The sequence below is a fragment of the Streptococcus sp. HMSC073D05 genome (genome assembly GCF_001812015.1).
GTDB lineage: Bacteria > Bacillota > Bacilli > Lactobacillales > Streptococcaceae > Streptococcus > Streptococcus parasanguinis_D.
Genome location: NZ_KV807481.1, coordinates 96,296 through 118,877 on the forward strand (window position 1 = coordinate 96,296; position 22,582 = coordinate 118,877).

The following is a 22,582-nucleotide window of genomic DNA, read 5'->3' on the forward strand; positions in this document are numbered from 1 at the left end:
TAGGGCATCTGACTCGCCCTCTTTTCATCTGCTTCGCTTCACTAGGTAAGCGCTTACGATTTTACTATAGCACTCAAAAAAAGGCCTGTCAACACTTGACAGAGTCTTTCCTAAAATTTTATAAGATCAACTTCCCCAATTGATCAAGAGATACATAAGACTCGAGCCAAACATATCTCCCAAGGCATGCATGAGGAAAAATGGCAAGAGATTCTTGACGACCTTCTTGTACATGAAGTAATAAAAGAGTCCATAAATGACGCCAATCACAAGGGCCCAGAGAAGCCCCTGATAGGTGTGGAAAGAAAAACGGATCAGAGTTGAAAAGGCCAGCGCCTTCCATTTGTTCTTCTCACTTACCGAAGTCATTAAGCCCAAAAAGAATGGCCGTCACAATACCAATATCAAACCATTTGAGCTCTTTTAAGGGCTGTTTGGGTCGTATTCTGTTAAAAAATATCATCTTTCATCCTTCTATTCCCACAATGGAAGTGTTTTTGTTTCTCTTACTTTAGCAATCATTGCTTAAAGAAGAGTTAACCTAGAGAGGAAAAAAACGACCTTTCGGCCGTTTCCATTACACAATTAGTCTAACAAATCTTGGATTCTATCCAGATATTGGTTGTCTGTCACTGCCATCACGCGTACCTCCGCTGGCCATACAAAATCTGGTCCTAACTGGCTCCGCAGGGGCTGCTCTTCTGCATCTCGATAGCCAATAATATTGAGTTGATACTGGTCTCTGACCGCCAACTCTCGAATACTCTTTCCAACCCAGGCAGATGGAACGGTAAACTCAACCACGACCACCTCATCATCCAACTGGAAAACTTCAATCCGGTGTTGGAAAAGAATCATTTTAGCGAGGGACATGCCTGCTTCTACCTCCGGCAGGATGACCAGATCAGCCCCAATCTTCTCAAGAACTTCCTTGGTCACTTCATTCTTGACCTTGGCAATGACGTGCTCGACGCCCAATGCCTTACAGTGCATGACAGCTAGGACACTGGACTCCAGGTTTTCACCTGTCGCAATCACGACTGTGTCACAGTTCCCAATATCTGCCGCATCCAAGAGGTCCATTTCCGTAATGTCTCCAACAATTCCAGTTGTAATCATAGATTCATACTGGTTGATCACATCTTCGTGATCGTCAATTGCGATGATATCCACATCCTGGTCCTGCAGGGTTTTTAAGACACTCTGTCCAAAAATCCCTAAGCCCAGAATTCCAATGGTTCGATTTGCCATAAGTCTCTCCTATCCGATAATGATGTCTGCCTTGGCATACTGCAAGGCGTCTGCCTTCTTGGCTTTGTAATTGTTCAAGCTGACCATGAGGGTCAGGGGACCTATCCGACCGATAAACATGAGGACCATGATGATGCCAAGTCCCGCTCCATTTAAGGTTGAGGTCACATTAGCCGTCACACCTACTGTCGCTAGAGCCGACACCACCTCAAAGACCAGATACAGAAATCGTTGGCCATCCGGAGTCACGAGACAAAGGCCAAAGAGACCAAGAAGAAAGGTCAACTGGAAGATTACCGCTGTCCCCAAAGAGCGTTGGACCAAGTCTGGTGCGATGGTGCGCTTTCCCAGGTTGGTATGTGGCAAGCCGAGCAACTCTTTGCGCGCTAAGAGAATCAGCACCAAGAAGGTGGTGATCTTCATCCCCCCTGCTGTCCCACCTGGTGCTCCTCCTAGGAACATCTGTAAGAGATAGATAAAGAGCGTTACTGGCCGGACTGCTGTATAATCTAGCGAAGCAAAACCAGCTGTCCGCATACTGACAGTTTGGAAGAAGCTGACCAAGATCTTCTCTCCTAATGGAAGGGACCCAATCGTTGCTGGATTATTAAACTCGGTCAAAAGACTAGTCACTGTCCCAAAGAGAAGGATCGCAGCTGTTAACCAGAGAACCACCTTGGTATGGAAGCGAAGAGTCCGCCGTCCTGATTGATTGCGGGCCTTGGTGGCTAGGTCAAACCAGACCATGAAGCCCAAGCCCCCAGTAATAATAAGGGCAGACAAGGTCAGATTGACCAACCAATCGGTCTGGAAGCTCATCATACTATCACCTCCAAAATTATCAAAGCCCGCATTACAAAAGGCCGAGACCGCAACAAAGATGGAGTTAAAGATCCCATGCCCCCAGCCAAAGCGAGGGATAAAGCGGGTCATGAGGAGCAAGGCCCCCACTCCTTCGATGGTAAAGGTGGTAATAAAGATGGAGCGGACAAAACGGGCCAAGCTCTGGTTATTGCTAAAACTAAAACTGTCTCGAATGGTCTGCCGGTCCTTGTAACTAAGTTTTTGGCGACCTTCCATAAAGAAGAGACCGATAAAGGTCAAGATCCCTAAGCCTCCGATCTGGATCAAGAGCATACAGATCAATTGTCCCAAACCATTATAGGTCGAAGCCACCGACTGGGTAAAGAGCCCCGTCACACAGACCATGGAGACCGCTGTAAAGAGGTGGTCGATATAGCCTGCTTTTGAGCTCGCTTGCTGGACAAAAGGCAGACTCAATAAGAGCGAGCCCACCAGGATAACTAAGGCAAAGCTGAGAAATATTCGCCTTGCCGGAGACAGGCTTTTAATTTTGGCCTGCCATTGTTTAAAAAATAATTTGACTAACATAGCTTCATTGTATCATAAAAAGTGAAAAGACCTACAAGTGATGAACCATCTCTAGGCACAATTCTAGGGCCTTCTCAAAAGCTTCAGCACCCCAGTCACGCTGGTCATAATTTTCCAGGTCTGCAAGAGAATCTGCGGTAAATAGGAGCAAGCCCCAAACTGCATCACGAAGCTGGGCGACCGCTGCAAGTGAGGCACACTCCATCTCCACAACACGACACCCTTCTTCAATGCGATAGGCCACCTTGTCAGGTGTTTCTCTATAAAAACCGTCCGTCGACCAGGTCATGACCTCTTGATAAGGAATATCTTTTCCTTTCAAGACAGTTTCGATGGCGGTCAGTGCACGACTGTCCACTTCGATATAACGAGAAGGCGCTACATAATGGTAACTAGCTCCCTCATCTCGCAAGGCCTTGGTCGGGATCAAAAAGGCATTTTCTTCTATATCTACCAAGACGCCACAGCTACCCGAGGAAATGATCTTCTTCACCCCATAGCCAATCAACCAATCCATGAATTGGGCAGCAGCTGCAGATCCAACTGGCGCTTGTGCCAAGCAGACTTCCTCCCCTTGGTGCTTCAGAACATAGACTGGATAAGCCTTGGTAGCTGAGACAAAGGTAGCCACTTGCTCAGCTCCAACAGTTTTGGCAAAGCGGTCAATCTCATCCGCTAAGAAAGCATAAACGCATTTTTCAGGCAGGTGCAGGTCTAACCCCTCATGGGTCGGCATCAGGACTGCCTGTGGGTTGTCGTCAAACTCTAAAATAGGAATTTCATGTTTATGGATCATCCCTTCTCCTTTTTAACGGGTATTTCTTTGATGACACGGGCTGGGTTTCCTGCAAGGACCACATTGTCTCCAAAAGACTTGGTTACGACTGCCCCAGCGCCAGCGACCACATTATCACCCAGCGTGACACCAGGAAGGATGGTGACCCCTCCTCCTGCCCAGAAATTGTCTCCTATCGTAATCGGAGCTCCGTACTCAAGACCCGAGTTGCGCTCATCTGGATCCAGCGGGTGTAAGGGGGTCAAAAATTGGCAATTAGGACCAATCATGGCATTCTTTCCAATCGTAATGGGACAAATATCCAACATGGTCAAATTGTAATTGGCATAGAAATGCTCTCCCAAATGGATGTTGACGCCGTAATCCACAAGAACCTGACGATTGAGATAGAAGTTGTCGCCAGTAGAGCCAAACCACTCTTTGATGATGGCCGCTCCTTTTTTAGGGTCCACCTCTTGATTAAAGGCTTCCTGCTTCTCCCGAGAAGCTTTGGCTAAAGCCCGTAATTCAGGGTCCGCAGGTCTATAATAGTCACCTGCAATCATTTTTTCATATTCACTGGCCATAAGGAAACCTCCACGTTATTTTGACATATTATAGCAGAATTTCCCCTTTAAAACAAACGTCAGTAATAAGGTTTTCTAAGAAAAAGATCATAAATACTTAAATACCCTCAAGAAAACTTGCACTCGCTTACAAAATGATGTACAATAAAGACAAGAACAGCAATAAGGAGCGAATTCATGTACCAGGAACAACGGCTTGAAAAAATCCTAGAACTTTTAGAAGAGCGAAAACAGCTATCCGCTAAAGAAATGGTCGATTATTTCAAGGTCTCAAAAGATACTATCCGCAGAGACTTTGCCCTTCTGAGCCAACGCCAGCTAGTCCGTAGGACCCATGGTGGGCTTCTCCCCTTAAACAAAGAACCCGGCCCTTCTTACCTAGACCGCAGTCAGAAAGCCAACAAGGAAAAGACTACCATGGCTCAAAAGGCCCTGCAATTGATCCAAGATGGACAAGTGATTTTTCTCGACGTTTCCACCTCGATGACCCTGCTTGCTGGCATGCTGAATAAGGAAGTCACGGTCTATTCGCATTCCCTTGACAATGCCATCCAGCTCAGTAGCCATTCCCAGGTTGACGTTCATCTCTTAGGCGGGAAATTCTACCCTAAAAACCGCTTCTACTATGATGCGAATCAAGCACACATACTGGACAATCTTCGCTTTGATCTTGCTTTTTTTGGAGCGAGTAGCTTAGCCAATGGCGAAGTCACCTTTGAGGATGCTGAAGACGTTGCAGTCAAGTCTCTCGTTTTTGAACGGACTCGTACCAAGGTGCTGGTGGCAGAAAGTGCCAAGTTCCACCAACATGCTAACTACTATCTCGCTCGTCTCCAGCAATTTGACTATTGGATTACTGATCAAAAACCAAGCCCTGACATCCTTAAACAAATCGGCAGTGAAACCACTATTCTCTATTAGGAGGTCCTCATTATGTCTCACATTCGTCTCATCATCAGCGACATCGATGGTACCATCTTAAATGATCACCATCAGATCGATCCACAGTTGGCAGCATTGATCCCGGATTTAAAACGCGAAACCATTCCTTTCGTACTGGCCTCTGCTCGCTCTCCAAAAGGGATGGCTCCCATTGCCAGAGAACTCGGTATAGAAGAGTGCCCCATGGCTTGCTACAATGGTGCCTTGATCCAAAAGGGAGAGCAGGTTCTTTTCGAGCATCCTTTGGACAAGACGGAGGCCCGGAACTTTATCGACTGGGCCAACCAACACTTTCCTCAGGTTTCGATCAACCTCTATAGCGGAAAAGACTGGATGACCGACCGCCTTGACCAATGGAGTCAAGAGGAGGCCCGGATTACAGGAGAAAAACCTCTCATTCTCCCCCTATTGGATCCTTTGCTGGATCCGACAAAGCCTCTCCACAAATTGCTCTTAATTGGAGAGCCAGAAGAGATCCAAGCTCTCTATCGCACTATTTCTGCCGACGACTTCCCTTCTACCGCCTTTTATCTCTCCAAAGCCAACTACCTAGAAGTCACAGCTAAGAACGTTTCCAAAGAAGATGCTCTGGTTGAGCTCGCTAACTACTACCACATGAGCTTAGAAGAAGTCCTCACCATGGGAGACAACTTCAACGACCTCCCTATGCTCAAAAAAGCAGGCATCGGGGTCGCTATGGGCAATGCTCCACAAGAAGTAAAAGACGGAGCGACTGTCGTAACAAAAACCAACAATGAAAACGGGGCTGGACAAGCGGTTGAAACCTATGTGTTGATTTAGAAACATAAATAAAGTGACTAGCTAGTATTTTTTACGGATAAAAAATATAGTAGAAATGCCGATAAAATAAGGATTCCTGCAAATTTGTAGGAATCCTATTTCTTTTTATACATTTTGTATATTAAATCTATTTTATGCATATTTCTCCCGCTTGGTTTTTTATCAATAATTAGGGATATAAAAACCAACAAAACCCTTGATTATTATACCGTTGACAAGTTTTTCAAAAACCTGTATGATAGAAAAAAGTTTATTAAAAAGGGGACGTATTTTGAAAAAATATACTATTTCACGTAAACAAACTTTAACTTTAGCTTCCGTTGTTTTAGGAACGGTCTTCACAGGAACGACTATCGCTTCTGCTGATGACTTTGCACCTAGCACAACCCAAGCCGCTCCTGCAGCTACTACAGCCACAAAATCACCTATCACCGCTGCAACAGAAGAAATTAACGCCAAAGCCAATACACCAGTTGTTCCCGCTGATAAAGCAAAAGCTGGAGATGTCATCGCTGTGGACGTCAAGAAAACTGGCCCATCTGCTAAAACAGACGGCGCAGACACAACCACTACTTCAACAGCAACCATCAAAACGACTAGCTTATCCGATCAAGACACACCTGTTGGCACTTCAAAACCAGTGTCATCTACCAAGACAGCTACATCAACCAAAGAAACAGCTGACTACACTGAGACAACAACTGAAACAGTTAATAAAACAACTGTAGTCGAAGTGACAAAAGAAGCAGATGTGGTCAATAAAAAAGAAGTCCAAGGAACATCAGACATCGTCTTTGTCATTGATAAATCGTTCTCAATGGATTCCCACATCAATGATACGATGAAAAATGTTGAGACCTTCGTCCGTAATTTATCTGCAAAAAATATCCAAGCACGCTTGGGATTGGTTGATTATGAAGACTCAAAGCATACCAACTACCATGATTTTAATGGATCAAAATTCACAAATGATCCAGAAAGCTTTATTTCTGCTTTAAAAGCAATCAAAACCTACGGTGGTTATGAAAATGCTACTGTTCCATTGCACCATATTGCCACTTCAGGGGACTACAACTGGGGGACTGGAGCAAATAACCACCGCTTTGCTTTCTTGATCACAGACGAGGACATTGATCTTACAAAAGATACACCAACCAAAGAAGCAACACTGAAGGCTCTTCAAGATGCAGGTATCTCTTTGACCGTAGTTGGTAAAACATATTCATATATTAAAAAAGACTTTGCTCCATTGGTCAATGGAACAAATGGTCTCTACTTAGATATCGACAAAAACTTTGCTGACTTGTTGAACGTTCAATTTGCCAATAAAGTCGTTGAAACCGTCCAAAAAGGTCGTGTCTTCAAGGTACAAACAGACAAATATGAGTTGATTTCAAAAACTCATCGCGTGGCGAAAGCAAAACCACAAACACCTAGCATCCAAACGCCTGTAACACCGACTCCTACTCCTCAAAAACCGGCTGTTGTAACACCTGCGAAACCGACAGTATTCACACCAGCTAAAAACGAGCCTGCCAAAACCGCAGTCTATATCGCACCTGCAGCTCTTCCTCAAAAAGAAGCAAGTCTTCCAAATACAGGAAGCAAGACCTCAATTGCCTTGACAACTCTTGGCCTTGGTCTTCTTAGCATGAGTGCTGCCTTTGGCCTCTCTCGTAAAACAAAGAAAGACTAACATGAAAAGCCTAATCCGTTGATTGGGCTTTTTATCACTCAAAATTTCCCATTTGCTATTTTCATTAGAAAGCGGAAATCTTCAACTTCTACCAAGAGATTCTTGTCCTCCGCTATGATATAATGGGGACAGTACAAGGGAGGAAACCAATGTTACAAGAACTAGCCTTTACAGGCCAATGGAGACACTATCAAAAACGCGTTCTCGATAAGAGTGACGCTTTTATGGCGGATGGCCATCTGCATTTGGTAGCAGCGCCTGGCTCTGGGAAAACAACCCTGGGTATCGAATTTATCCGGCGCTTTGGTCAGCCAACCCTGATCTTAGCTCCTACTGTCACCATTCGTCAGCAATGGGTGGACCGGATTATCCAGGCATTCCTGAGTGATGAAAGCCAAGCAGAACAACTGATTTCACAAGACTTAAAACATCCTAAGCTGATTACAGTGGCTACCTATCAGGCCCTACACAGCGCCATGAACCAAGTCGTCGGTCAATCACAAGCTGAGGATACCGATGACCAGGCAGAGATTGAAACATTTGATTTCAAAGGCTTTGATATCTTTACTACTTTCAAAGCCATCTCACTCGGGACCCTTTGTTTAGATGAGTGCCACCACTTGCGCAATGAATGGTGGAAGAGTTTGGAAGCCTTTCGTCAGGCCTTCCCAGACTTAAAGATGATCTCCCTTACCGCCACCCCACCCTATGAAGGGGATCCTGCCCTTTGGGATCGCTATATCCGCATGTGTGGTGAGATTGATGAGGAGATTACGGTTCCCGAATTGGTCAAGGAAGACACCCTTTGTCCTCACCAAGACTATGTCTACTTTGCCTTTCCAACCAAGGAAGAGCAAGAGCAATTGGATGCTTTTAGCCAACAAAAGAATGCTCTCTTGCAGCAACTGACTTCCGATCCCCTCTTTTGCCAACACCTTCAAACCTGCCAGGCCTTATCTGGTCAGATCAGCAATGATGAATTGCTCAATGAGCCTAAGTATCTCTCTGCTACCCTGATCTTTCTTCGAAGCAAGGGAATTGACTTTCCCAAACGTTTCCAGGACCTTTTAGGAGCCAAGAAACTACCTGCTTTCACCCTGGACTGGCTTGAAATTCTCCTGCAAGGTCTGCTCTTTCAGGTGCCTCACTGGTACAATCTACCTGAGGAATACGAGAAGCAACTGCTTCATGAATTAAAAGCAGCCAGCTTGATCGATCGAAAACAAGTTAAACTAGTCCGCAACAAAAAACAAGACCTTCTACTCAACCAATCCCTCGGAAAACTCAATGCGGTTCGAGAGATTTTCAAGGCCGAATACCAGGCTCTTGGAAGCCGACTGCGCCAACTGGTCCTAACAGACTATATTCGTCAAGATTTCGAAGTTCATCTCGGAGATAAAGACGCCCAATTTACTCAATTGGGAGTGCTCTCTTATTTCGAATCCATTCGCAGGGAAAGCATAGAGCAAGCAACTCCTCCTGCCATCGCTGTATTGACCGGTAGCATCGTCATCATCCCTACGATCGCTAAGCCAAGACTAGAGGAGCTGCTAGGAGGGAATAGACTGACTTATCAAAGTGTTGGCCAATTATCTCCTGATGACTTTCTCAAGGTTCGTTTGGTCGGTTCTCAACATGATTTGGTGACAGCTGTGACCCAGCTCTTTCAAGAGGGCCTCATCCAGGTTGTTATTGGAACCAAGTCTCTTCTAGGAGAAGGCTGGGATGCTCCCTGCGTCAATTCCCTGATCCTAGCGAGCTTTGTCGGCAGCTTTATGCTCAGCAACCAAATGCGAGGTCGTGCCATCCGAGTGTGGCCTGAGGATCCAGACAAGACCAGTAACATCTGGCACCTGGTCTCCATCAATCTTTCCCTAAAGAAATGGTATGAAAAGTCCGATCTTGAAAAAGAAGAGATCGAGGCCATCACTGATCAGCTGAAAGAATATAGTCCTGATCTGGAGCTCTTAGAAAGACGAATGAAGCAATTTTTAGGTCTCCATTACAAGGAACCCTTCATCGAATCCGGCATCGAACGTCTAGCCTTTGACAATATCCGCTATACCAAAAAACACTTGCAAAAACTCAATGAAGAAACCTTAGAGCGCTCCACCCATCGTCAAGAACTCCGGGATGGCTGGCAAAAAGCCCTTCCGATTCTGGAGAATATGGAGATTGCAAACGAGGTCCAAGTGGATAAACACTTCCTGCCTCTCGCCCTATTTTTTGATGCTAGAAAGCTGGCTCGATGGCTAACGGCCTGCACTTTGACCGATGCTTTCGCCGATCTCATTTACTATTCATATAGAGGAGGAAGGAATACAGCTTCTCTGATTTTTCTCTTCTTCTTAGCTGTCCTCGCACTCCTTGCTTGGCTGCGCTACTATCTCTATAAAAGCCCTTACAAACGTATGGAAGTATTTGGAGAGGCTGTCCGTCAAGCCTTATTAGCTTCTGGACAGATTCAAACCCAGGAGAGCCGCATCCAAGTTGTACGAGACAGAAAGGATGCCATCCACACGTTGATTTATTTGAAGGGCGGAACCATGCGGGAGAAAGAACTCTTTTCGCAAACCATGATCGAATTTTTTGCACCCATTGAAAATCAACGTTACATCCTAAAAGCACAAGAAAAGGTATCTGATCAGACAGAATATTTCGCTGTACCAAGCCTCTTTGACAAACGAAAAGAAGATGCCCAAGCCTTTGTGGCGCAAATCCGAAAGAGCCTGGGTAAGTATGACCTCGTCTATACCCGAAGTGCCGAAGGTCGCGCTATTCTCCTTGATGCGCGCATTAAGGCCTTAGCTAATAAACAAGAGCGCACCTTCACCAAGAAACAAGTGATGTCGAATTTGAAATAAAAGTTGTAAAAAACCATATTCCCATTGAAATGGAATATGGTTTTTTGGTTTGTTTCTATCAGATCCCCCTATTTCCACAAGCCACCTAAGATTTGCTTTTCGACCAAGGAAAGATCTTCATCGGTCACTTGCCCATTAGTTCCAAGAATATAGAGCTGACCAAAATAGGCAAGCAGCGGGCCAATCAGAATACGCAGGAATTGGGAAATAGTCAGATCAGGATTGATGCGAGGGTCCGCTTTCAGTTCTTGAAGGAGGTCACCAATTCTACCCTGAATGAAACTCCAAATATGTTCTTGCTCCTGCTTGATCTTTTCATTCGAAAATATCTCCTGTAACACGATTTTTAAGAGAGCTTGATTGGTTTTGAGGTAGTTCATTCGGTCATAAACGAAATAGTGAATTTTTTCCTCTGTTGTTTGAAAATTTAAGAGTTGATCCAGAAAATTTCCCAGAAGACTAGGAAGGATCGAATGTAAAATAGCCGTCAGCAACTCATCTTTGGTCTGGAAATACTTGAAGAGTGTGGCTTGGCTAAGCCCGGCATGCTCCGCAATTTGAAGAGTTGAAGTCCCATTATAACCCTTGGTCGAGATCAAATCGACGGCTGCCTGCATAATTTTCTTCTTTCCTTTGGGATAGTCTGCTCCCTCTAGATAAGCTTCAAACGACTCAAAAATACTCTCGTTCATGTCCATCCTCACATCCTTTTTATTTTTATACCTTACGATACCGACGCAATCCGAAAATATTCAGCATTGTCAAAGCGACAAGGAAAAGCAGTAAAACACCGATATTTGGCAAAATATCCCCAAGGTTACGTCCGTAAAGAATAATCTGACTCATGGCATCACCTGAGTAGGTCAAAGGCAAGAATTTCCCAATTGTTTTTGCCCACTCTCCCATTGAACCAAGAGGAATGATTCCTGAGAAAAAGAGCTGCGGCATAATCACAAGAGGAATAAATTGCATCATTTGAAATTCTGATTTGGCCAAGGTGGACAAGAGAATTCCGAAGGCGAGTGCTACAAGAGCCAATACCACATTAACTATTATAACATTTAATAAACTTCCGACAACTTCAATATTCAACAACCAAATAGCTGCTAAAACAACAACTGCTGTTTGAAGAATAGCTATGATTCCATAAGACATCATGTAACCATAGACGATTTCAGAACGTTTGACCGGAGTGGCTAATAAGCGATCTAGGGTCCCGCTGGTGCGTTCTTTCAACAGCGCCATCCCTGAAATCAAGAAGACAAAGAAGAAGACGACAAATCCAATCAAGACTGGAATCATTTTGGCAAAGAAACCTGTATCTTCATTCCCATACTCATAAGATTCCTTAATTTCTGGTGATTTTGCATCGAGTTTCAATTGAGGAAGGGCCTGTTTAACACGAGTTAATAGTTGATTGGTGCCTTCACTGGCGATACTGGTCCGCAATACTTGACGGGTCATAGCAGTTTTCGAAGCATCTGTATTGGCATAATCTACCTGATACTCCCCGTCTTTATAAGAAATGACGGCGTCGACTTTCTCATCAGCCAAGTCTTCTTTGGCTTGCTCCATGTCTTTGTATGTTTTCACATTGACATGGTCCAGATCATCCATTTTCTTTACCAAACTAGTTGGTAGATCCTGCGTTGCTAGCTTGATGTTCACGGTTGTACTAGCCGAAAACATGAGGTTCATCAACCACATGATAAAGACCGGAGCCACAAACATCATGGCAAGGGTTCGTTTGTCACGAAGCAATTCTTTGATAACTTTTTTGCAATGGCAAGGGTTCTCATCTTATTCTCCTTCCGCTTTCAAAAAGACTTCTTCAATACTTGAAACACCATAACTTTCCTTGAGATTTTTTGGTGTATCAAAGGCAATGATGTTTCCACCTAACAAGAGGCCAACCTTATCTGTCAGCTCTGCCTCATCCATGACATGGGTGGTAACCAAAATTCCTACACCCTTGTCTCTAAGAGTAATTAATTCCTTCCAGATTTTCTTTCGAAGAGAAGGATCGATTCCAACTGTCGGTTCGTCCAAAATCAGGAGTTGAGGATTTCCTAAAAGCGCAATCGCCAGCGACAAGCGTCGTTTCATGCCTCCGGAATAACCAGACACAGCCTTATTTAAGTGCTCTGTTAAATCTACCACCTGAGCCACATGGGCAATTTCATCCTTTAAGTCTTTTTTGGAAAGGCCTTTTAGCTGACCGAAAAATTCCAAATTTTCTTGTCCTGACAAAGCCTCATATAAAGCATCAGACTGGGCCATATAGCCAATATCTCCCAGAATATGACGATTGGGCATGGTATGGTCTAAGACTAAAGCGATACCGCTATCTGCCTTTTCCATTCCTAACATGGTTTTTATCATGGTTGATTTACCAGCACCAGAAGGACCGATTAGACCAATGATTTCCCCAGACTGTAATTCAAAACCAACGTGGTTTAACACAAGTTGTTGACCAAAAGATTTTTGTAAATCTTGTAAATGTAGCAATGTTTTCATTTACTTCCTCCCAGGTGAGTGTTCACTCACTTTTTAATGATAAATCTATTATAGTGAGTGAACACTCACTTGTCAAGTAGAAAATTTCATTTTTTTCAGAAAGATAAAAACACCAGATGAATACATCTGGTGTTGATAATGGAAATTTCTGCTGTTAAGCTTCTGTCTGCATCTACTCGCGATACTCTGAAATAGTCTGTCCGGTCCATTTTTTAAAGGCTCGTGAGAAGGAAGACACTTCGGAGTATCCTAGTAAATAGGCTACATCAACTGTTGTCATGTAATGACAATTTGCGTCACAATGAAATTGATTGGTCTACTCCCCTTCCTTCCATCATATACTGTCATTTTTCTGATATAATAAATTGTTCAAACATCGCAGAAAGGATAACCCATGTCAAATCTTATCAAACACAAACGGGTTGAGTATAGTGAACTCTTTTATGATCTGGTCTTTGTTTACGCTATTTCCAAAACCACTGCCCTTATCCATCATCTTCACCATGGAGTCTTATCATTAGATGCCATCTTTGGTTTCCTGATGACACTTCTGGTTTTGGTCAATTCTTGGATGATTCAGACCGTCTATACCAACCGCTATGGAAAGAATTCCCTTTTCAATATGACCGTCATGTTCATCAATATGGCAATGTTGCTCTTAATCTCAAACATGATTACCAATGACTGGCAGAGCTACTTTCATACCTTCTGCTGGACAGTGGGAACCCTGACCTTAACCCTATTTCTCCAATACTTAGTAGAGTATTTGCGTAAGTCTACTACTCCAGCCAATCGAAAAAGTATCAAGGGCTTTCTTTGGATGACAGGGCTCAGGACCTTGGCTATCTACATAGCTGCACTTCTTCCGATAGATTTTGGTATCTATGTCTATATGCTAGGGATTCTCTTGACCTTCGTCATGCCTATTATCTTAACTCGACATACAAGTCTTTTTCAGATTAATCTCCCCCACCTGATTGAACGCATCTCGCTTTTAGTTATCATCACTTTTGGTGAGATGATTATGGGCCTTGCAGATTTTTTTACACTTGAAAATTTCTCTATCCACTCTATCCTTTACTTTATCATCATGGTCAACCTCTTTATGAATTACTTTGGTAAGTTTGACCATGCCATTGATGAAGAAGGAAAGAATAAGGGAATCTTCCTAATTTATAGTCACTATCCAATTTTCATCGGCTTGATTATGGTGACTGTGTCTATGAGTTTCTTGGTCAATCCAGAAGTCCATCACCATTTTGCGACTGGCTTCTTCTATACGGGTATCGGCCTCTTTCAAGCTGCTATCCTTGCAAATGGCTATTTTAACAAGAGTCACCTCAAGTATGACAAGCTCTATTATGGTTTGCAAGCAGGGATGTTCCTTATCGGACTGGTTCTCTCCCTTCTTTTCTCAGCCAATCCAACCATTGTCATTACCATCGCAACCGTGATGACTTTAGCAATGGAAGTTCACTTTATCCATTTTTATATGACCCGAACCAAGAAATTTTCAAGTCCGGATTGGGAATTGTATTAAAAAATTCTAGTAGATATTTTCTACTAGAATTTTTTCGTTAGTCCAGTACAATCATAGCCTTAATCGTCTTACGTTCATCCATATCTTTATAGGCTTGATCAATCTCATCCAAGCTATAGCTATGAGTAAAGACGCGACCTGGGTTGATGTCGCCATCAAGTACAGCCTTGAGCAAGAACTGCTTGTCATAGGTAGTAACAGAGGCTGCCCCACCTGCCACCGAAATGTTTTGGGCAAAGGTCGAACCAAGGGCACGATTATTGTAATGAGGGACACCGACAAAACCTAAACGCCCACCATTATGAAGCACCCCAAGGGCTTGATCAACAGCTGCTGCGGTACCGACACATTCAAGGGCCGCATCTGCTCCGCCACCAAGGATTTCACGGACCTTGGCAATGCCTTCTTCACCACGCTCCGCTACGACTGCTGTCGCACCAAATTCCAAAGCCATCTGTTGGCGGTCTTCGTGGCGACTCATGAGGACAATTTGTGACGCTCCCCGCATCTTAGCTGCGATCACTGCACATTGACCAACGGCACCGTCCCCGATGACCACTACTTTGTCACCAGGCTTCACGTCTGCTACACGCGCCGCATGGTAGCCCGTCGGCATGACATCTGCCAGCGTCAAGAAAGATTTGAGCATGGCTTCTGTATAATCTGATGGTTGCCCTGGAATTTTGACAAGGGCCCAGTTGGCGTATTCGAAGCGCATGTACTCCGCTTGCACCCCATCAGACCAGTTGGTGCCGATATGACGGTCACACGTCCCATCGTAGCCAGCACGACAGGCATCACACTCCCCACAACCATGGGTGAAAGGTGCGATGACAAAGTCTCCTGGTTTGACCGTTGTAATAGCTTCTCCGATTTCTTCGACAATCCCAATGGCTTCGTGGCCACTATTTTGATGCCCTGCTTCAATATCTGGATTACGGTAGCTCCAGAGATCGGATCCACAGACACATGTGCGGACGATGCGGAGAATAACATCATCCGGCGCTTCGATTTGCGGACGTTCAACTTCTACTAGACCCACTTGCCCAGCTTTTGTATAAACTGTTTTCTTCATAGGAACAACCTACTTTCTATTGCTTACTTACCTACAGTATACACTTTTTCTTAGGCTTCTGCTCGTACCAACTCGTCATTAATGATGGTGATGAATATGTCCATGACTTTGATTCACTTCCAACTCTTCGATATTGCGCTTATGGGCTCGGTGGGTTGCCAGGTCTTCATCGACCTCAATAGTAACATTTTGAAAGCCACAATCTTTGAGCAAGGTACGAATAGACTCTTTACAGACCTCCATGTGGTTGACATGCTCTAGACAAACATGGACAATGGCGTTCTTTTCCAAACCATCCATGGTCCAGAGATTAAGCTGATTGATACTAGCCACATGCTCCAACTGCTCCAAATCACTCTTGACTTGCTGGATATCCACTCCTTCTGGCACGGCATCCAGGAAAATCCTGAGCGTGCTCCAAAAACGTGGAATGGCTTTGGACAGAATAAAGATGGAAATAGCAAGAGATAAGAGTGGATCTAGGATGTACCAGTCGGTAAATCGGAGAACAATGGCCATTAAGATGACAGCCACCCAACCTAAGGTATCTTCAAGAAAATGCAGGCTGAGAATGGATTCGTTCTTGGTTTGCCCTTTGCGAATGACAAGACTCGCTAGCACATTGATGCTGACAGCTATGATTCCAAGCCAGAGGATGCCCTCATCATTGACAGGTTGTGGGTGAAAGAGTTTCGTTATATTTTCCAAAATAACCAGAACGGACCCTGTCATGAGAATCACAGCTGTTACCATGGCCCCTAAAAGGCTAAAGCGCTTGTAGCCCAAGGTATAGTGGCTGTCTTCTTCACGATTGGAAATACTCTCCAAAAAGGCGGAGATCCCAATAGCAATCGCATCTCCCAAGTCATGGACCGAATCCGCAAGGACAGCGCTGGATCCAAAAATCCCTCCTGCAATAAACTCAACAATGGCATAACTCAAATTCAAGAAAAAAGCGATCCAGACCGCATGTTTTGTCTTCATAATCCTTAATCCTTTGTTATAATAGATTCATGAACATCATGTTCATTATCATTATCTAACATTCACAACAGAAAGGATAGGAGCAAACTGTTTAGGGTGTCCGTTACTGAACAGTTTGTTCTAAGTGTCCATATGACAGCACAGGATCGTCGCATCACCAAAACTCGAAAAGCTATCTATCAAGCTTTTTTACAATTACTCAACCAAAAAGACTACGAGGCCATCACGGTTCAGGAAATCATTGACTTAGCCGATGTGGGGCGATCAACCTTTTACAGCCATTACGAAAGTAAGGAATTATTGCTAGATGAACTCTGTCAAAAGCTCTTTCACCATCTCTTTGAGCGTGCTGAACACCTCTCTCCACAAGACTACCTAGCCCATATCTTCCAGCATTTCAAAAAAAATCAAGACCATGTGACCAGTCTCTTGCTCTCTAAAAATGATTATTTTATCCGGCAACTGCGAAAAGAGCTAGAACATGATGTCTATCCAATGGTGGCTGATGAACTGATCAAGACTCATCCTACTATTCCTCATTCTTATCTCAAGCACCTTGTCGTTACTAACTTCATTGAAACCCTCAGCTGGTGGTTGAAAAAAGGCAAGTCCTACACCGAACAAGAAGTGACCCAGTTTTATTTGGAGATTTTAAAAGTGGGGTCGAACTAGAAGGGAGTATTTTCAATGACCAGCGTACAATTTTACTTTCTATTTCCATCACTCTTCATGCTTCACGAACTCGAAGAAATCGTTTGGATGCCATCCTTTGTCAAAAAAATATCAATCCAGTATCCAAACAATCGAATCCTAACTTATTACACTCCTTTTGCTTTCAACTTTATTGTCTTGGAACAATTTCTCATCCTAATGACGTCGCTATATCTTAGTTACCAGTTTAATAACTATAGCATTTACGCAAGCATCATAATCGCTTATATCTACCATGTGTTCGGACATCTGATTCAGACAGTCGTTATTCGAAAATATGTGCCTGGGTTGTTAACGGGCATTTTAACAAGTTTGTTTGCTCTTTGCAATCTCAAAAATGAATTTCCAATTAAACTTTATGGTTACTCTCTTTTTACCTTATTGGTTATTATTTTAAATCTTGTAGTATCATTTATGATTCTTCATAAAATCAGTCATAAAAAATAGTACTCAGGCAATCATATCTTAGAAAGGAAACCCTATGTTCTTCCCCATTCTTCTCGGCTTTTTTACAGCCTTCTTTGCCCTTGCTTTTGTTCTTCTTCACTTATTGGCCTCCCTTTCAGAATTTAAAAAGGGAAATCACACTTTAGGAAATACATTTCTCCTCATCGGAAGTAGCCTTGCGACCTTATCTCTCATCCTCTACTTCTTTTTACCGATTGTCTCTCTAGCCCTTTGGCTGATCGGATGTGGTTTGATTTGCTACGGAGCCTATTGGAATGGAAAACACAAAGGAAACTTCCACCCAGTCCACCACCTGATTCGGATGGGCATCGCTCTGGTGATTACAATTTTATTAGCTCTCATATAAGAAAAGCTCAGGTTTTCAAAAAACTTGAGCTTTTGTAGTTTCTATTTATTATGCCATCAACAGCATGAGAATAGGAATCACCACCATGGTTGCAAGGGTCGTTTCTGTCACCATGACGGCTGCATAGTCACTATCAGCTCCGTAGAGTCTGGCAACGACCGGGGCATTGGTCATCACTGGCATAGCGGACTGAATGATAAAGACTTGCTTCATCAAACTTGGAAGAGGAGCCCAGTAGACAATGGTCGCCATCAAGAGAGGGGCAACCACGAAGCGTCCTAACAGAATTAGTAGCTGATCTTTTCCCAGAATCAATTGCTTCACGCCTACATGAGATACCGACAAACCGATGAATATCATGGATAAGGGGGTTGTTAAATTGCCCAGGTACTGCAAATCACTGGCTAGAAAGGCCGGCAACTTTATCTGCAACATCACCAGGACTAGTCCTAAGAGAAAGCCCATCAGCGGGGGAGAAAAGACTTTTTTCAGACTCGTTTTGAGATCAAACTGAGCTTCTCCCTCACCATCCCTCTGAATCAGGTAGGTCCCCAAGGTCCAGAAAAAGGTCGTATTACACATGTAATAGATCAAAACATAGGGAATACTGGCATCCCCGAAGAGGGCTTGGTTAATGGGGAGTCCCACGAAAATGGTATTGGAATTAAAAAACATGGAAATAAAGAGGCCACGGCGATCCTGTCTCACTGCAAAGATCCTGGCTACTGCTGTCGCGATGCCAAGCAAAACGACCATAGACAGGGCAGGAAATCGCAATGCTGGCAACATTTTTAGAAGGTCAGCTGCTGTGAAACGCTGTGTGATGGTGTAGAGCATGTAGCAGGGCAGAGCAACTTGAGTGACTAGCTTTGCGATCAAGCCACGTGACTTGTCATCAAACCAGCCTCTTTCACCGATAACAAAGCCCACTAAAATCATGCCTAGGATGACGAGGATACCGGATATACTCCTCAAAAAGATGTCCATGTTTTCTCCTTTTCCTTCTTTGAAATGAGAGTTTTTCTACAAGGTCTCAAAAACTACTCTAGTATATCACAAAAAGAGGTGGAGCAACATGCCCACCTCTTGTATTTATTAATTGTTACTAGTAGCCTTTCTTGGCCGCCTTGGTCTATTGGTACCAACCAACCAGACTGTTGATAAGGTAAATCAAGAAAAACCAATAAAATGGTGGGGACTATGGCGAAAATAGATGATTCAGTTAAAAAGAAAGTTCCAGAATTGCGATTTAAAGGATTCGCGGATGAATGGGAACAGCGTAAGTTGGGAGACGAAGTTCGAATAGTGACGGGACAGTCTCCTAATTCAGAAAATTATACTGATGATCCTAATGGGCGCTAAAAATGCGAAGACCTATGAAGACCTATTTTGTATTAGTCAAACAAAAGATCCAAAAGAAATGGTATATGATTATGACCATGAAACAAAGTAAAATCAAACCAAGTGATCTGAGGAAGCACCCGATGATCATGAAACGTTATTAAACACAAAAGTCACCCATGTGAGTTCTTGCCAGAAGCTGAAGTTAATCCTTCAACCTGGAAAACCCGCAGAGGTGACTTTTTCTATACATCTCGATTTTTCTGGTAATAATCATTAACCGATAAATATGTCTGTGAATCACCCAGCGACTCCGCTATGTCCATAATCCGCGGTGGTAGTAATCCCACTCTCTGGACAAGTTCGTGATCGCTGAACAATTCCCGTGGACTGCCGGCGAAGCCAAACTTCCCGTGTTCCATAACATACACCGACTCAAACTCGGCGGCGACCCAATCCATGTCATGGGTGATGGTCACAACTTGGTGGCCCGAATCAGCCAACTGATGGAAAATTGCGGTCAACTTGCGCCGGCTTTCCCAATCAAGCGACATCATCGGCTCATCAAATAAATAAATCGCCGGATCCACTGCCAAAACTGTGGCAACGCTCAACAGCTTGCGTTCCGACAATGACAGGTCATATGGACTTTCAGCTGTTTTATCATCCAAGCCAACTCTTTTTAGAGCCGCTAAAGCCCGCCTCGTAATCGTGTCGTGGTCATCCATGACCTGCGCGACACTCCACTCCACCTCTCGTTGAACGGTCGGGTTAAAAAGCTGATCGTCAGGATTCTGAAAAGTAATCCCAACCTTCAGTAACTTTTCAACTGGTTTAAGATCATTAAAATTTTCTCCATCGATCTTAATCACACCGGTTTGTGGTGTCAGCAAGCCCGTCAATAATTTGAAGAGCGTTGATTTGCCGGCACCATTTTGGCCGACAATCGCCACCATCGGATCGGCGAAGAGTTTGTCTTCAACATCCAAGCTAAAGGACCGTTCCGGATAAGTGAACGTCAGGTGGTTCAGTTCAATTGTGGACATAACAAACCTCCTTCAGTTCAGCGTCATTCACCGGATACCGGCCATCAGCCAAGTGCCAATCCATTTTTTGAGCAAGTTGCTGGATTGTCGGGGCTGGAATCTGCCAGTCAGCTGCCAAATGATTAAACACCTCACCCGGCCTGCCCTGGGCTACCATTTGACCCTCGTGCAGCACCCATACAACGTCGGCGACTTCGCACAAATCGTCAATTTCACTGGTGACAATGAAGACAGTCGTCTCTTTGACTTGGGCCAGCCATTGGAAAAATTGTCGGCGGCCAAGGGGATCCATCTGACTGGTCGGATCATCCATAATCAAAACAGCCGGGTTAGTCGCAATCGCCGTGGCAATTGCCAACCGCTGGATCTGACCACCGGAAAGGCTCTCGGGACGCAAATTCAGCTGTTCAATCAGCCCCATTTGCGTGGCAACTTCTTCAACCCGTTTTTGAATCAGTCCTTCAGCCATTCCCTGATTAATCAAGTCAAAGGCAATTTCATCGGCAACCGTGTCTGCCAACCCGCTTAGTTGGCCAGCTGGATTTTGCAGTACAACTCCATTCATGGCATTATAAACGGGCCAATTGTCGGACACTCGCTGGCCAAACATGTGCCAGTCGCCCTCAATCTCAGCAGACACCATTTTGGGAATGACCCCTGCCAGCACACGGCACAATGTCGATTTGCCGGAGTGGCTATTCCCGATAATCCCAACCACCTGGCCGGTATGAACCTCCGCGTTAATCTGACGCAGTTGTGGTTGCTCAGTACCCGGATAACGGGTGGTCAAATTTTCAATTACAATCCGTTTATCTTCGTCCATATCTTCCACCCAATCAATAAAATTGCCAATCCAGTCAGACCAATGTGCAGCGTCCGCGACAGGCGATACACGCGCTGGGAGGTTCTGACAGTCCGGTTGAGATTATCAAAACCTCTCAGTTGGAGAGAAATCGACCGCGCCATCGATTGATCCAAGGTCTTAATCACCAATGGAATTAGAACCGGCAGGACTGACTTTAATTTCTGAATCAACGTTTTTTGCGGATTGGTTCCGCGAACTTTTTGTGCCTGCTGGATTTTCCGCATATTGCGCATCATTTCCGGCAAAATATAACACACCGACATCAGAACGTAGACGGTTTTATAAGACAATCCGGACTGTTCCAAATAGGCCGCGTTTTCTGAAATACTCGTGGTCACCATAAAAAAGCCACTGGTCAAAATAATCACCAATACTCGACAACCCAGAGTGGTGGCGTAAATCAGGCCTTCTTTGTAGAACGACACCCCAAGCACAGAAAACAGCACAGTTTGATTCCAACTGTAAAATAACCCTTGGATGATCAGCATGGTGCAAATCAGAAACAGGCTGAATCCCAGCGCCTTAAAGATGGTAGAACTCAATTTAGAAAATAACAATAGCAGTGTTGCGACAAGAATTAATCCGGCCTGAAGCAATAAATTCATACTGGCAAAGCTCAACAACGTCATGTCCAAGATGAACAAGAGCTTAGTAATCGGATCGATCACCTGGTACCACTTGAGCTTGACCCGTGGCGCTCCAGAAATCAATGTTTGATCAGTCATCATTTATCACCGCTAAAGAAGTGCACCATCCGCTTCGGCAGCTGACGATAGATGAAGAATGCCAGGTAGGCCACGCAGACTTTATCCAAAATATCCAAGACAAACTCATCGATAAATGAGGCCAGCCACACTGGTGCATGATTGGCGACCATTACCGCAAACAATGAGTCACCCCAAGCGATACCGGTCTGACCACCCCAAAAGATGACGTTGAGTGGCGTTGAAATGACAGCTGAAACGATGGCAATAATAATAGCAGAAACAAATACTCGTCGCGCTGACGAGAACCACCCATTGGCGTGCAAAACTCCGACAGCAATCCCAATTCCGATGCTGGTAATCGCATACACGGTTGAAATTGGCGATAAGGTCAGCCCATAGATCACGTTGTTGATGAAACCACTGATGGCACCGGCAACCGGCCCAGCCAACATGCTGGCAAGAAAGGTTCCCAAAGACCCCAGCCAAACGGGCAACTTTAACCCCTCCGCCAAGGCTTTGGCAACATAGTTAATCCCCACGGCAGCGGGAATCAAAGTCATGGTGGCAGCACTTAACTTAAATTTCCACATACTGGTACGATGAATCGGTTCTGTTTTCATAATCTTCTCCTTTTGTTTTTAAAGAGCCGTGTCTGTTTAGACTTTCGGACGCAA

The 22,582-nt window shown here is 44.3% G+C and carries 24 protein-coding genes and 2 pseudogenes; 10 read left to right on the top strand and 16 right to left on the bottom strand.

Annotated features, from left to right (window positions below):
• Positions 1–126: 126 nt before the first annotated feature.
• From HMPREF2832_RS00700 to HMPREF2832_RS00720, 5 genes and pseudogenes are all read right to left on the bottom strand, one after another.
• Positions 127–384, bottom strand: a pseudogene (locus tag HMPREF2832_RS00700) (type II CAAX prenyl endopeptidase Rce1 family protein); the annotation flags it as partial.
• A gap of 201 nt (positions 385–585) precedes the next feature.
• Positions 586–1,251: a potassium channel family protein gene (locus HMPREF2832_RS00705; protein WP_049490379.1), complete on the bottom strand. Its 666-nt coding sequence runs from the start codon at positions 1,249–1,251 to the stop codon at positions 586–588.
• Between the two features lie 9 nt (positions 1,252–1,260).
• A complete protein-coding gene (locus tag HMPREF2832_RS00710) occupies positions 1,261–2,643 on the bottom strand; it encodes a TrkH family potassium uptake protein (RefSeq protein WP_070505258.1) in 1,383 nt (460 codons plus the stop codon).
• Positions 2,644–2,674: 31 nt separating this feature from the next.
• Entirely contained in the window at positions 2,675–3,439 is a 765-nt protein-coding gene (locus HMPREF2832_RS00715; RefSeq protein ID WP_070505259.1) for a nucleoside phosphorylase, read from the bottom strand.
• On the bottom strand, positions 3,436–4,005 hold the full coding sequence (locus tag HMPREF2832_RS00720; protein ID WP_070505260.1) for a sugar O-acetyltransferase: 570 nt from the start codon (positions 4,003–4,005) through the stop codon (positions 3,436–3,438). The genes HMPREF2832_RS00715 and HMPREF2832_RS00720 overlap by 4 nt, the downstream gene beginning before the upstream one ends.
• Before the next feature lie 177 nt (positions 4,006–4,182).
• On the opposite strand from HMPREF2832_RS00720, the gene HMPREF2832_RS00725 reads away from it, so the two are divergent.
• From HMPREF2832_RS00725 to HMPREF2832_RS00740, 4 genes are all read left to right on the top strand, one after another.
• A complete protein-coding gene (locus HMPREF2832_RS00725) occupies positions 4,183–4,926 on the top strand; it encodes a DeoR/GlpR family DNA-binding transcription regulator (protein WP_070505261.1) in 744 nt (247 codons plus the stop codon).
• Between the two features lie 12 nt (positions 4,927–4,938).
• Positions 4,939–5,748: a Cof-type HAD-IIB family hydrolase gene (locus tag HMPREF2832_RS00730; protein ID WP_070505262.1), complete on the top strand. Its 810-nt coding sequence runs from the start codon at positions 4,939–4,941 to the stop codon at positions 5,746–5,748.
• A 271-nt stretch (positions 5,749–6,019) separates the two neighbouring features.
• Positions 6,020–7,444 (top strand): vWA domain-containing protein, encoded by a 1,425-nt coding sequence (locus tag HMPREF2832_RS00735; protein WP_261674207.1) that lies wholly within the window; start codon positions 6,020–6,022, stop codon positions 7,442–7,444.
• A 149-nt stretch (positions 7,445–7,593) separates the two neighbouring features.
• A complete protein-coding gene (locus tag HMPREF2832_RS00740) occupies positions 7,594–10,308 on the top strand; it encodes a DEAD/DEAH box helicase family protein (RefSeq protein ID WP_070505264.1) in 2,715 nt (904 codons plus the stop codon).
• A gap of 68 nt (positions 10,309–10,376) precedes the next feature.
• On the opposite strand, the gene HMPREF2832_RS00745 is transcribed toward HMPREF2832_RS00740, so the two are convergent.
• From HMPREF2832_RS00745 to HMPREF2832_RS09720, 4 genes and pseudogenes are all read right to left on the bottom strand, one after another.
• Positions 10,377–11,000: a TetR/AcrR family transcriptional regulator gene (locus tag HMPREF2832_RS00745; protein WP_070505283.1), complete on the bottom strand. Its 624-nt coding sequence runs from the start codon at positions 10,998–11,000 to the stop codon at positions 10,377–10,379.
• Positions 11,001–11,025: 25 nt separating this feature from the next.
• Positions 11,026–12,039 carry an ABC transporter permease gene (locus HMPREF2832_RS00750; protein ID WP_315940632.1) on the bottom strand — a complete coding sequence of 338 codons (1,014 nt, stop codon included), beginning with the start codon at positions 12,037–12,039 and terminating at the stop codon, positions 11,026–11,028.
• Positions 12,040–12,108: 69 nt separating this feature from the next.
• Positions 12,109–12,825, bottom strand: a complete 717-nt coding sequence (locus HMPREF2832_RS00755; protein ID WP_037608085.1) for an ABC transporter ATP-binding protein — start codon at positions 12,823–12,825, stop codon at positions 12,109–12,111.
• A gap of 172 nt (positions 12,826–12,997) precedes the next feature.
• A pseudogene (locus HMPREF2832_RS09720) lies at positions 12,998–13,105 on the bottom strand (helix-turn-helix domain-containing protein); the annotation flags it as partial.
• A gap of 114 nt (positions 13,106–13,219) precedes the next feature.
• On the opposite strand from HMPREF2832_RS09720, the gene HMPREF2832_RS00760 reads away from it, so the two are divergent.
• Positions 13,220–14,365, top strand: coding sequence for a low temperature requirement protein A (locus tag HMPREF2832_RS00760; protein ID WP_003008695.1), 1,146 nt, complete (start codon positions 13,220–13,222; stop codon positions 14,363–14,365).
• Between the two features lie 37 nt (positions 14,366–14,402).
• Here HMPREF2832_RS00760 and HMPREF2832_RS00765 read toward each other — a convergent pair whose 3' ends face one another.
• Together HMPREF2832_RS00765 and HMPREF2832_RS00770 are read right to left on the bottom strand one after the other, a co-directional pair.
• Complete coding sequence (locus HMPREF2832_RS00765; RefSeq protein WP_070505266.1) at positions 14,403–15,440, bottom strand: zinc-binding dehydrogenase; 1,038 nt, start codon at positions 15,438–15,440, stop codon at positions 14,403–14,405.
• Between the two features lie 78 nt (positions 15,441–15,518).
• Entirely contained in the window at positions 15,519–16,424 is a 906-nt protein-coding gene (locus HMPREF2832_RS00770; protein WP_006596539.1) for a cation diffusion facilitator family transporter, read from the bottom strand.
• 132 nt (positions 16,425–16,556) lie between these two features.
• Here HMPREF2832_RS00770 and HMPREF2832_RS00775 point away from each other — a divergent pair, with 132 nt between their 5' ends.
• From HMPREF2832_RS00775 to HMPREF2832_RS00785, 3 genes are read left to right on the top strand one after another with little or no spacing between them, the layout of a single operon-like run.
• A complete protein-coding gene (locus HMPREF2832_RS00775; RefSeq protein ID WP_221761561.1) occupies positions 16,557–17,096 on the top strand; it encodes a TetR/AcrR family transcriptional regulator in 540 nt (179 codons plus the stop codon).
• A 15-nt stretch (positions 17,097–17,111) separates the two neighbouring features.
• Positions 17,112–17,582, top strand: coding sequence for an HXXEE domain-containing protein (locus HMPREF2832_RS00780; protein WP_049497947.1), 471 nt, complete (start codon positions 17,112–17,114; stop codon positions 17,580–17,582).
• Between the two features lie 34 nt (positions 17,583–17,616).
• Positions 17,617–17,949 carry a hypothetical protein gene (locus HMPREF2832_RS00785; protein ID WP_049497946.1) on the top strand — a complete coding sequence of 111 codons (333 nt, stop codon included), beginning with the start codon at positions 17,617–17,619 and terminating at the stop codon, positions 17,947–17,949.
• 48 nt (positions 17,950–17,997) lie between these two features.
• Here HMPREF2832_RS00785 and HMPREF2832_RS00790 read toward each other — a convergent pair whose 3' ends face one another.
• A complete protein-coding gene (locus tag HMPREF2832_RS00790) occupies positions 17,998–18,936 on the bottom strand; it encodes an AEC family transporter (protein ID WP_070505267.1) in 939 nt (312 codons plus the stop codon).
• Between the two features lie 213 nt (positions 18,937–19,149).
• Here HMPREF2832_RS00790 and HMPREF2832_RS10050 point away from each other — a divergent pair, with 213 nt between their 5' ends.
• Together HMPREF2832_RS10050 and HMPREF2832_RS10445 are read left to right on the top strand one after the other, a co-directional pair.
• A complete protein-coding gene (locus HMPREF2832_RS10050) occupies positions 19,150–19,311 on the top strand; it encodes a hypothetical protein (RefSeq protein ID WP_176745571.1) in 162 nt (53 codons plus the stop codon).
• A gap of 14 nt (positions 19,312–19,325) precedes the next feature.
• Positions 19,326–19,454, top strand: a complete 129-nt coding sequence (locus HMPREF2832_RS10445; RefSeq protein ID WP_002878297.1) for a hypothetical protein — start codon at positions 19,326–19,328, stop codon at positions 19,452–19,454.
• 81 nt (positions 19,455–19,535) lie between these two features.
• Here HMPREF2832_RS10445 and HMPREF2832_RS00795 read toward each other — a convergent pair whose 3' ends face one another.
• From HMPREF2832_RS00795 to HMPREF2832_RS00810, 4 genes are read right to left on the bottom strand one after another with little or no spacing between them, the layout of a single operon-like run.
• Positions 19,536–20,336: an energy-coupling factor ABC transporter ATP-binding protein gene (locus tag HMPREF2832_RS00795; RefSeq protein WP_024054603.1), complete on the bottom strand. Its 801-nt coding sequence runs from the start codon at positions 20,334–20,336 to the stop codon at positions 19,536–19,538.
• Positions 20,323–21,159, bottom strand: coding sequence for an ABC transporter ATP-binding protein (locus tag HMPREF2832_RS00800; RefSeq protein ID WP_070505268.1), 837 nt, complete (start codon positions 21,157–21,159; stop codon positions 20,323–20,325). Before HMPREF2832_RS00800 ends, HMPREF2832_RS00795 begins: the two co-directional genes overlap by 14 nt.
• Positions 21,135–21,926, bottom strand: coding sequence for an energy-coupling factor transporter transmembrane component T (locus HMPREF2832_RS00805; protein WP_186823058.1), 792 nt, complete (start codon positions 21,924–21,926; stop codon positions 21,135–21,137). Before HMPREF2832_RS00805 ends, HMPREF2832_RS00800 begins: the two co-directional genes overlap by 25 nt.
• Complete coding sequence (locus HMPREF2832_RS00810; protein WP_003008715.1) at positions 21,926–22,528, bottom strand: hypothetical protein; 603 nt, start codon at positions 22,526–22,528, stop codon at positions 21,926–21,928. Before HMPREF2832_RS00810 ends, HMPREF2832_RS00805 begins: the two co-directional genes overlap by 1 nt.
• Positions 22,529–22,582: the final 54 nt, after the last annotated feature.

What these genes read in the sequence shown, in the direction of transcription:
- HMPREF2832_RS00705 (WP_049490379.1), bottom strand. Translation starts at nt 1,251, where the DNA reads ATGGCAAATCGAACCATTGGAATTCTGGGCTTAGGGATTTTTGGACAG.
- HMPREF2832_RS00710 (WP_070505258.1), bottom strand. Translation starts at nt 2,643, where the DNA reads ATGTTAGTCAAATTATTTTTTAAACAATGGCAGGCCAAAATTAAAAGC.
- HMPREF2832_RS00715 (WP_070505259.1), bottom strand. Translation starts at nt 3,439, where the DNA reads ATGATCCATAAACATGAAATTCCTATTTTAGAGTTTGACGACAACCCA.
- HMPREF2832_RS00720 (WP_070505260.1), bottom strand. Translation starts at nt 4,005, where the DNA reads ATGGCCAGTGAATATGAAAAAATGATTGCAGGTGACTATTATAGACCT.
- HMPREF2832_RS00725 (WP_070505261.1), top strand. Translation starts at nt 4,183, where the DNA reads ATGTACCAGGAACAACGGCTTGAAAAAATCCTAGAACTTTTAGAAGAG.
- HMPREF2832_RS00730 (WP_070505262.1), top strand. Translation starts at nt 4,939, where the DNA reads ATGTCTCACATTCGTCTCATCATCAGCGACATCGATGGTACCATCTTA.
- HMPREF2832_RS00740 (WP_070505264.1), top strand. Translation starts at nt 7,594, where the DNA reads ATGTTACAAGAACTAGCCTTTACAGGCCAATGGAGACACTATCAAAAA.
- HMPREF2832_RS00745 (WP_070505283.1), bottom strand. Translation starts at nt 11,000, where the DNA reads ATGAACGAGAGTATTTTTGAGTCGTTTGAAGCTTATCTAGAGGGAGCA.
- HMPREF2832_RS00750 (WP_315940632.1), bottom strand. Translation starts at nt 12,039, where the DNA reads ATGTTTGTGGCTCCGGTCTTTATCATGTGGTTGATGAACCTCATGTTT.
- HMPREF2832_RS00755 (WP_037608085.1), bottom strand. Translation starts at nt 12,825, where the DNA reads ATGAAAACATTGCTACATTTACAAGATTTACAAAAATCTTTTGGTCAA.
- HMPREF2832_RS00760 (WP_003008695.1), top strand. Translation starts at nt 13,220, where the DNA reads ATGTCAAATCTTATCAAACACAAACGGGTTGAGTATAGTGAACTCTTT.
- HMPREF2832_RS00765 (WP_070505266.1), bottom strand. Translation starts at nt 15,440, where the DNA reads ATGAAGAAAACAGTTTATACAAAAGCTGGGCAAGTGGGTCTAGTAGAA.
- HMPREF2832_RS00770 (WP_006596539.1), bottom strand. Translation starts at nt 16,424, where the DNA reads ATGAAGACAAAACATGCGGTCTGGATCGCTTTTTTCTTGAATTTGAGT.
- HMPREF2832_RS00775 (WP_221761561.1), top strand. Translation starts at nt 16,557, where the DNA reads ATGACAGCACAGGATCGTCGCATCACCAAAACTCGAAAAGCTATCTAT.
- HMPREF2832_RS00780 (WP_049497947.1), top strand. Translation starts at nt 17,112, where the DNA reads ATGACCAGCGTACAATTTTACTTTCTATTTCCATCACTCTTCATGCTT.
- HMPREF2832_RS00785 (WP_049497946.1), top strand. Translation starts at nt 17,617, where the DNA reads ATGTTCTTCCCCATTCTTCTCGGCTTTTTTACAGCCTTCTTTGCCCTT.
- HMPREF2832_RS00790 (WP_070505267.1), bottom strand. Translation starts at nt 18,936, where the DNA reads ATGGACATCTTTTTGAGGAGTATATCCGGTATCCTCGTCATCCTAGGC.
- HMPREF2832_RS10050 (WP_176745571.1), top strand. Translation starts at nt 19,150, where the DNA reads ATGGCGAAAATAGATGATTCAGTTAAAAAGAAAGTTCCAGAATTGCGA.
- HMPREF2832_RS10445 (WP_002878297.1), top strand. Translation starts at nt 19,326, where the DNA reads ATGAAGACCTATTTTGTATTAGTCAAACAAAAGATCCAAAAGAAATGG.
- HMPREF2832_RS00795 (WP_024054603.1), bottom strand. Translation starts at nt 20,336, where the DNA reads ATGTCCACAATTGAACTGAACCACCTGACGTTCACTTATCCGGAACGG.
- HMPREF2832_RS00800 (WP_070505268.1), bottom strand. Translation starts at nt 21,159, where the DNA reads ATGGACGAAGATAAACGGATTGTAATTGAAAATTTGACCACCCGTTAT.
- HMPREF2832_RS00805 (WP_186823058.1), bottom strand. Translation starts at nt 21,926, where the DNA reads ATGACTGATCAAACATTGATTTCTGGAGCGCCACGGGTCAAGCTCAAG.
- HMPREF2832_RS00810 (WP_003008715.1), bottom strand. Translation starts at nt 22,528, where the DNA reads ATGAAAACAGAACCGATTCATCGTACCAGTATGTGGAAATTTAAGTTA.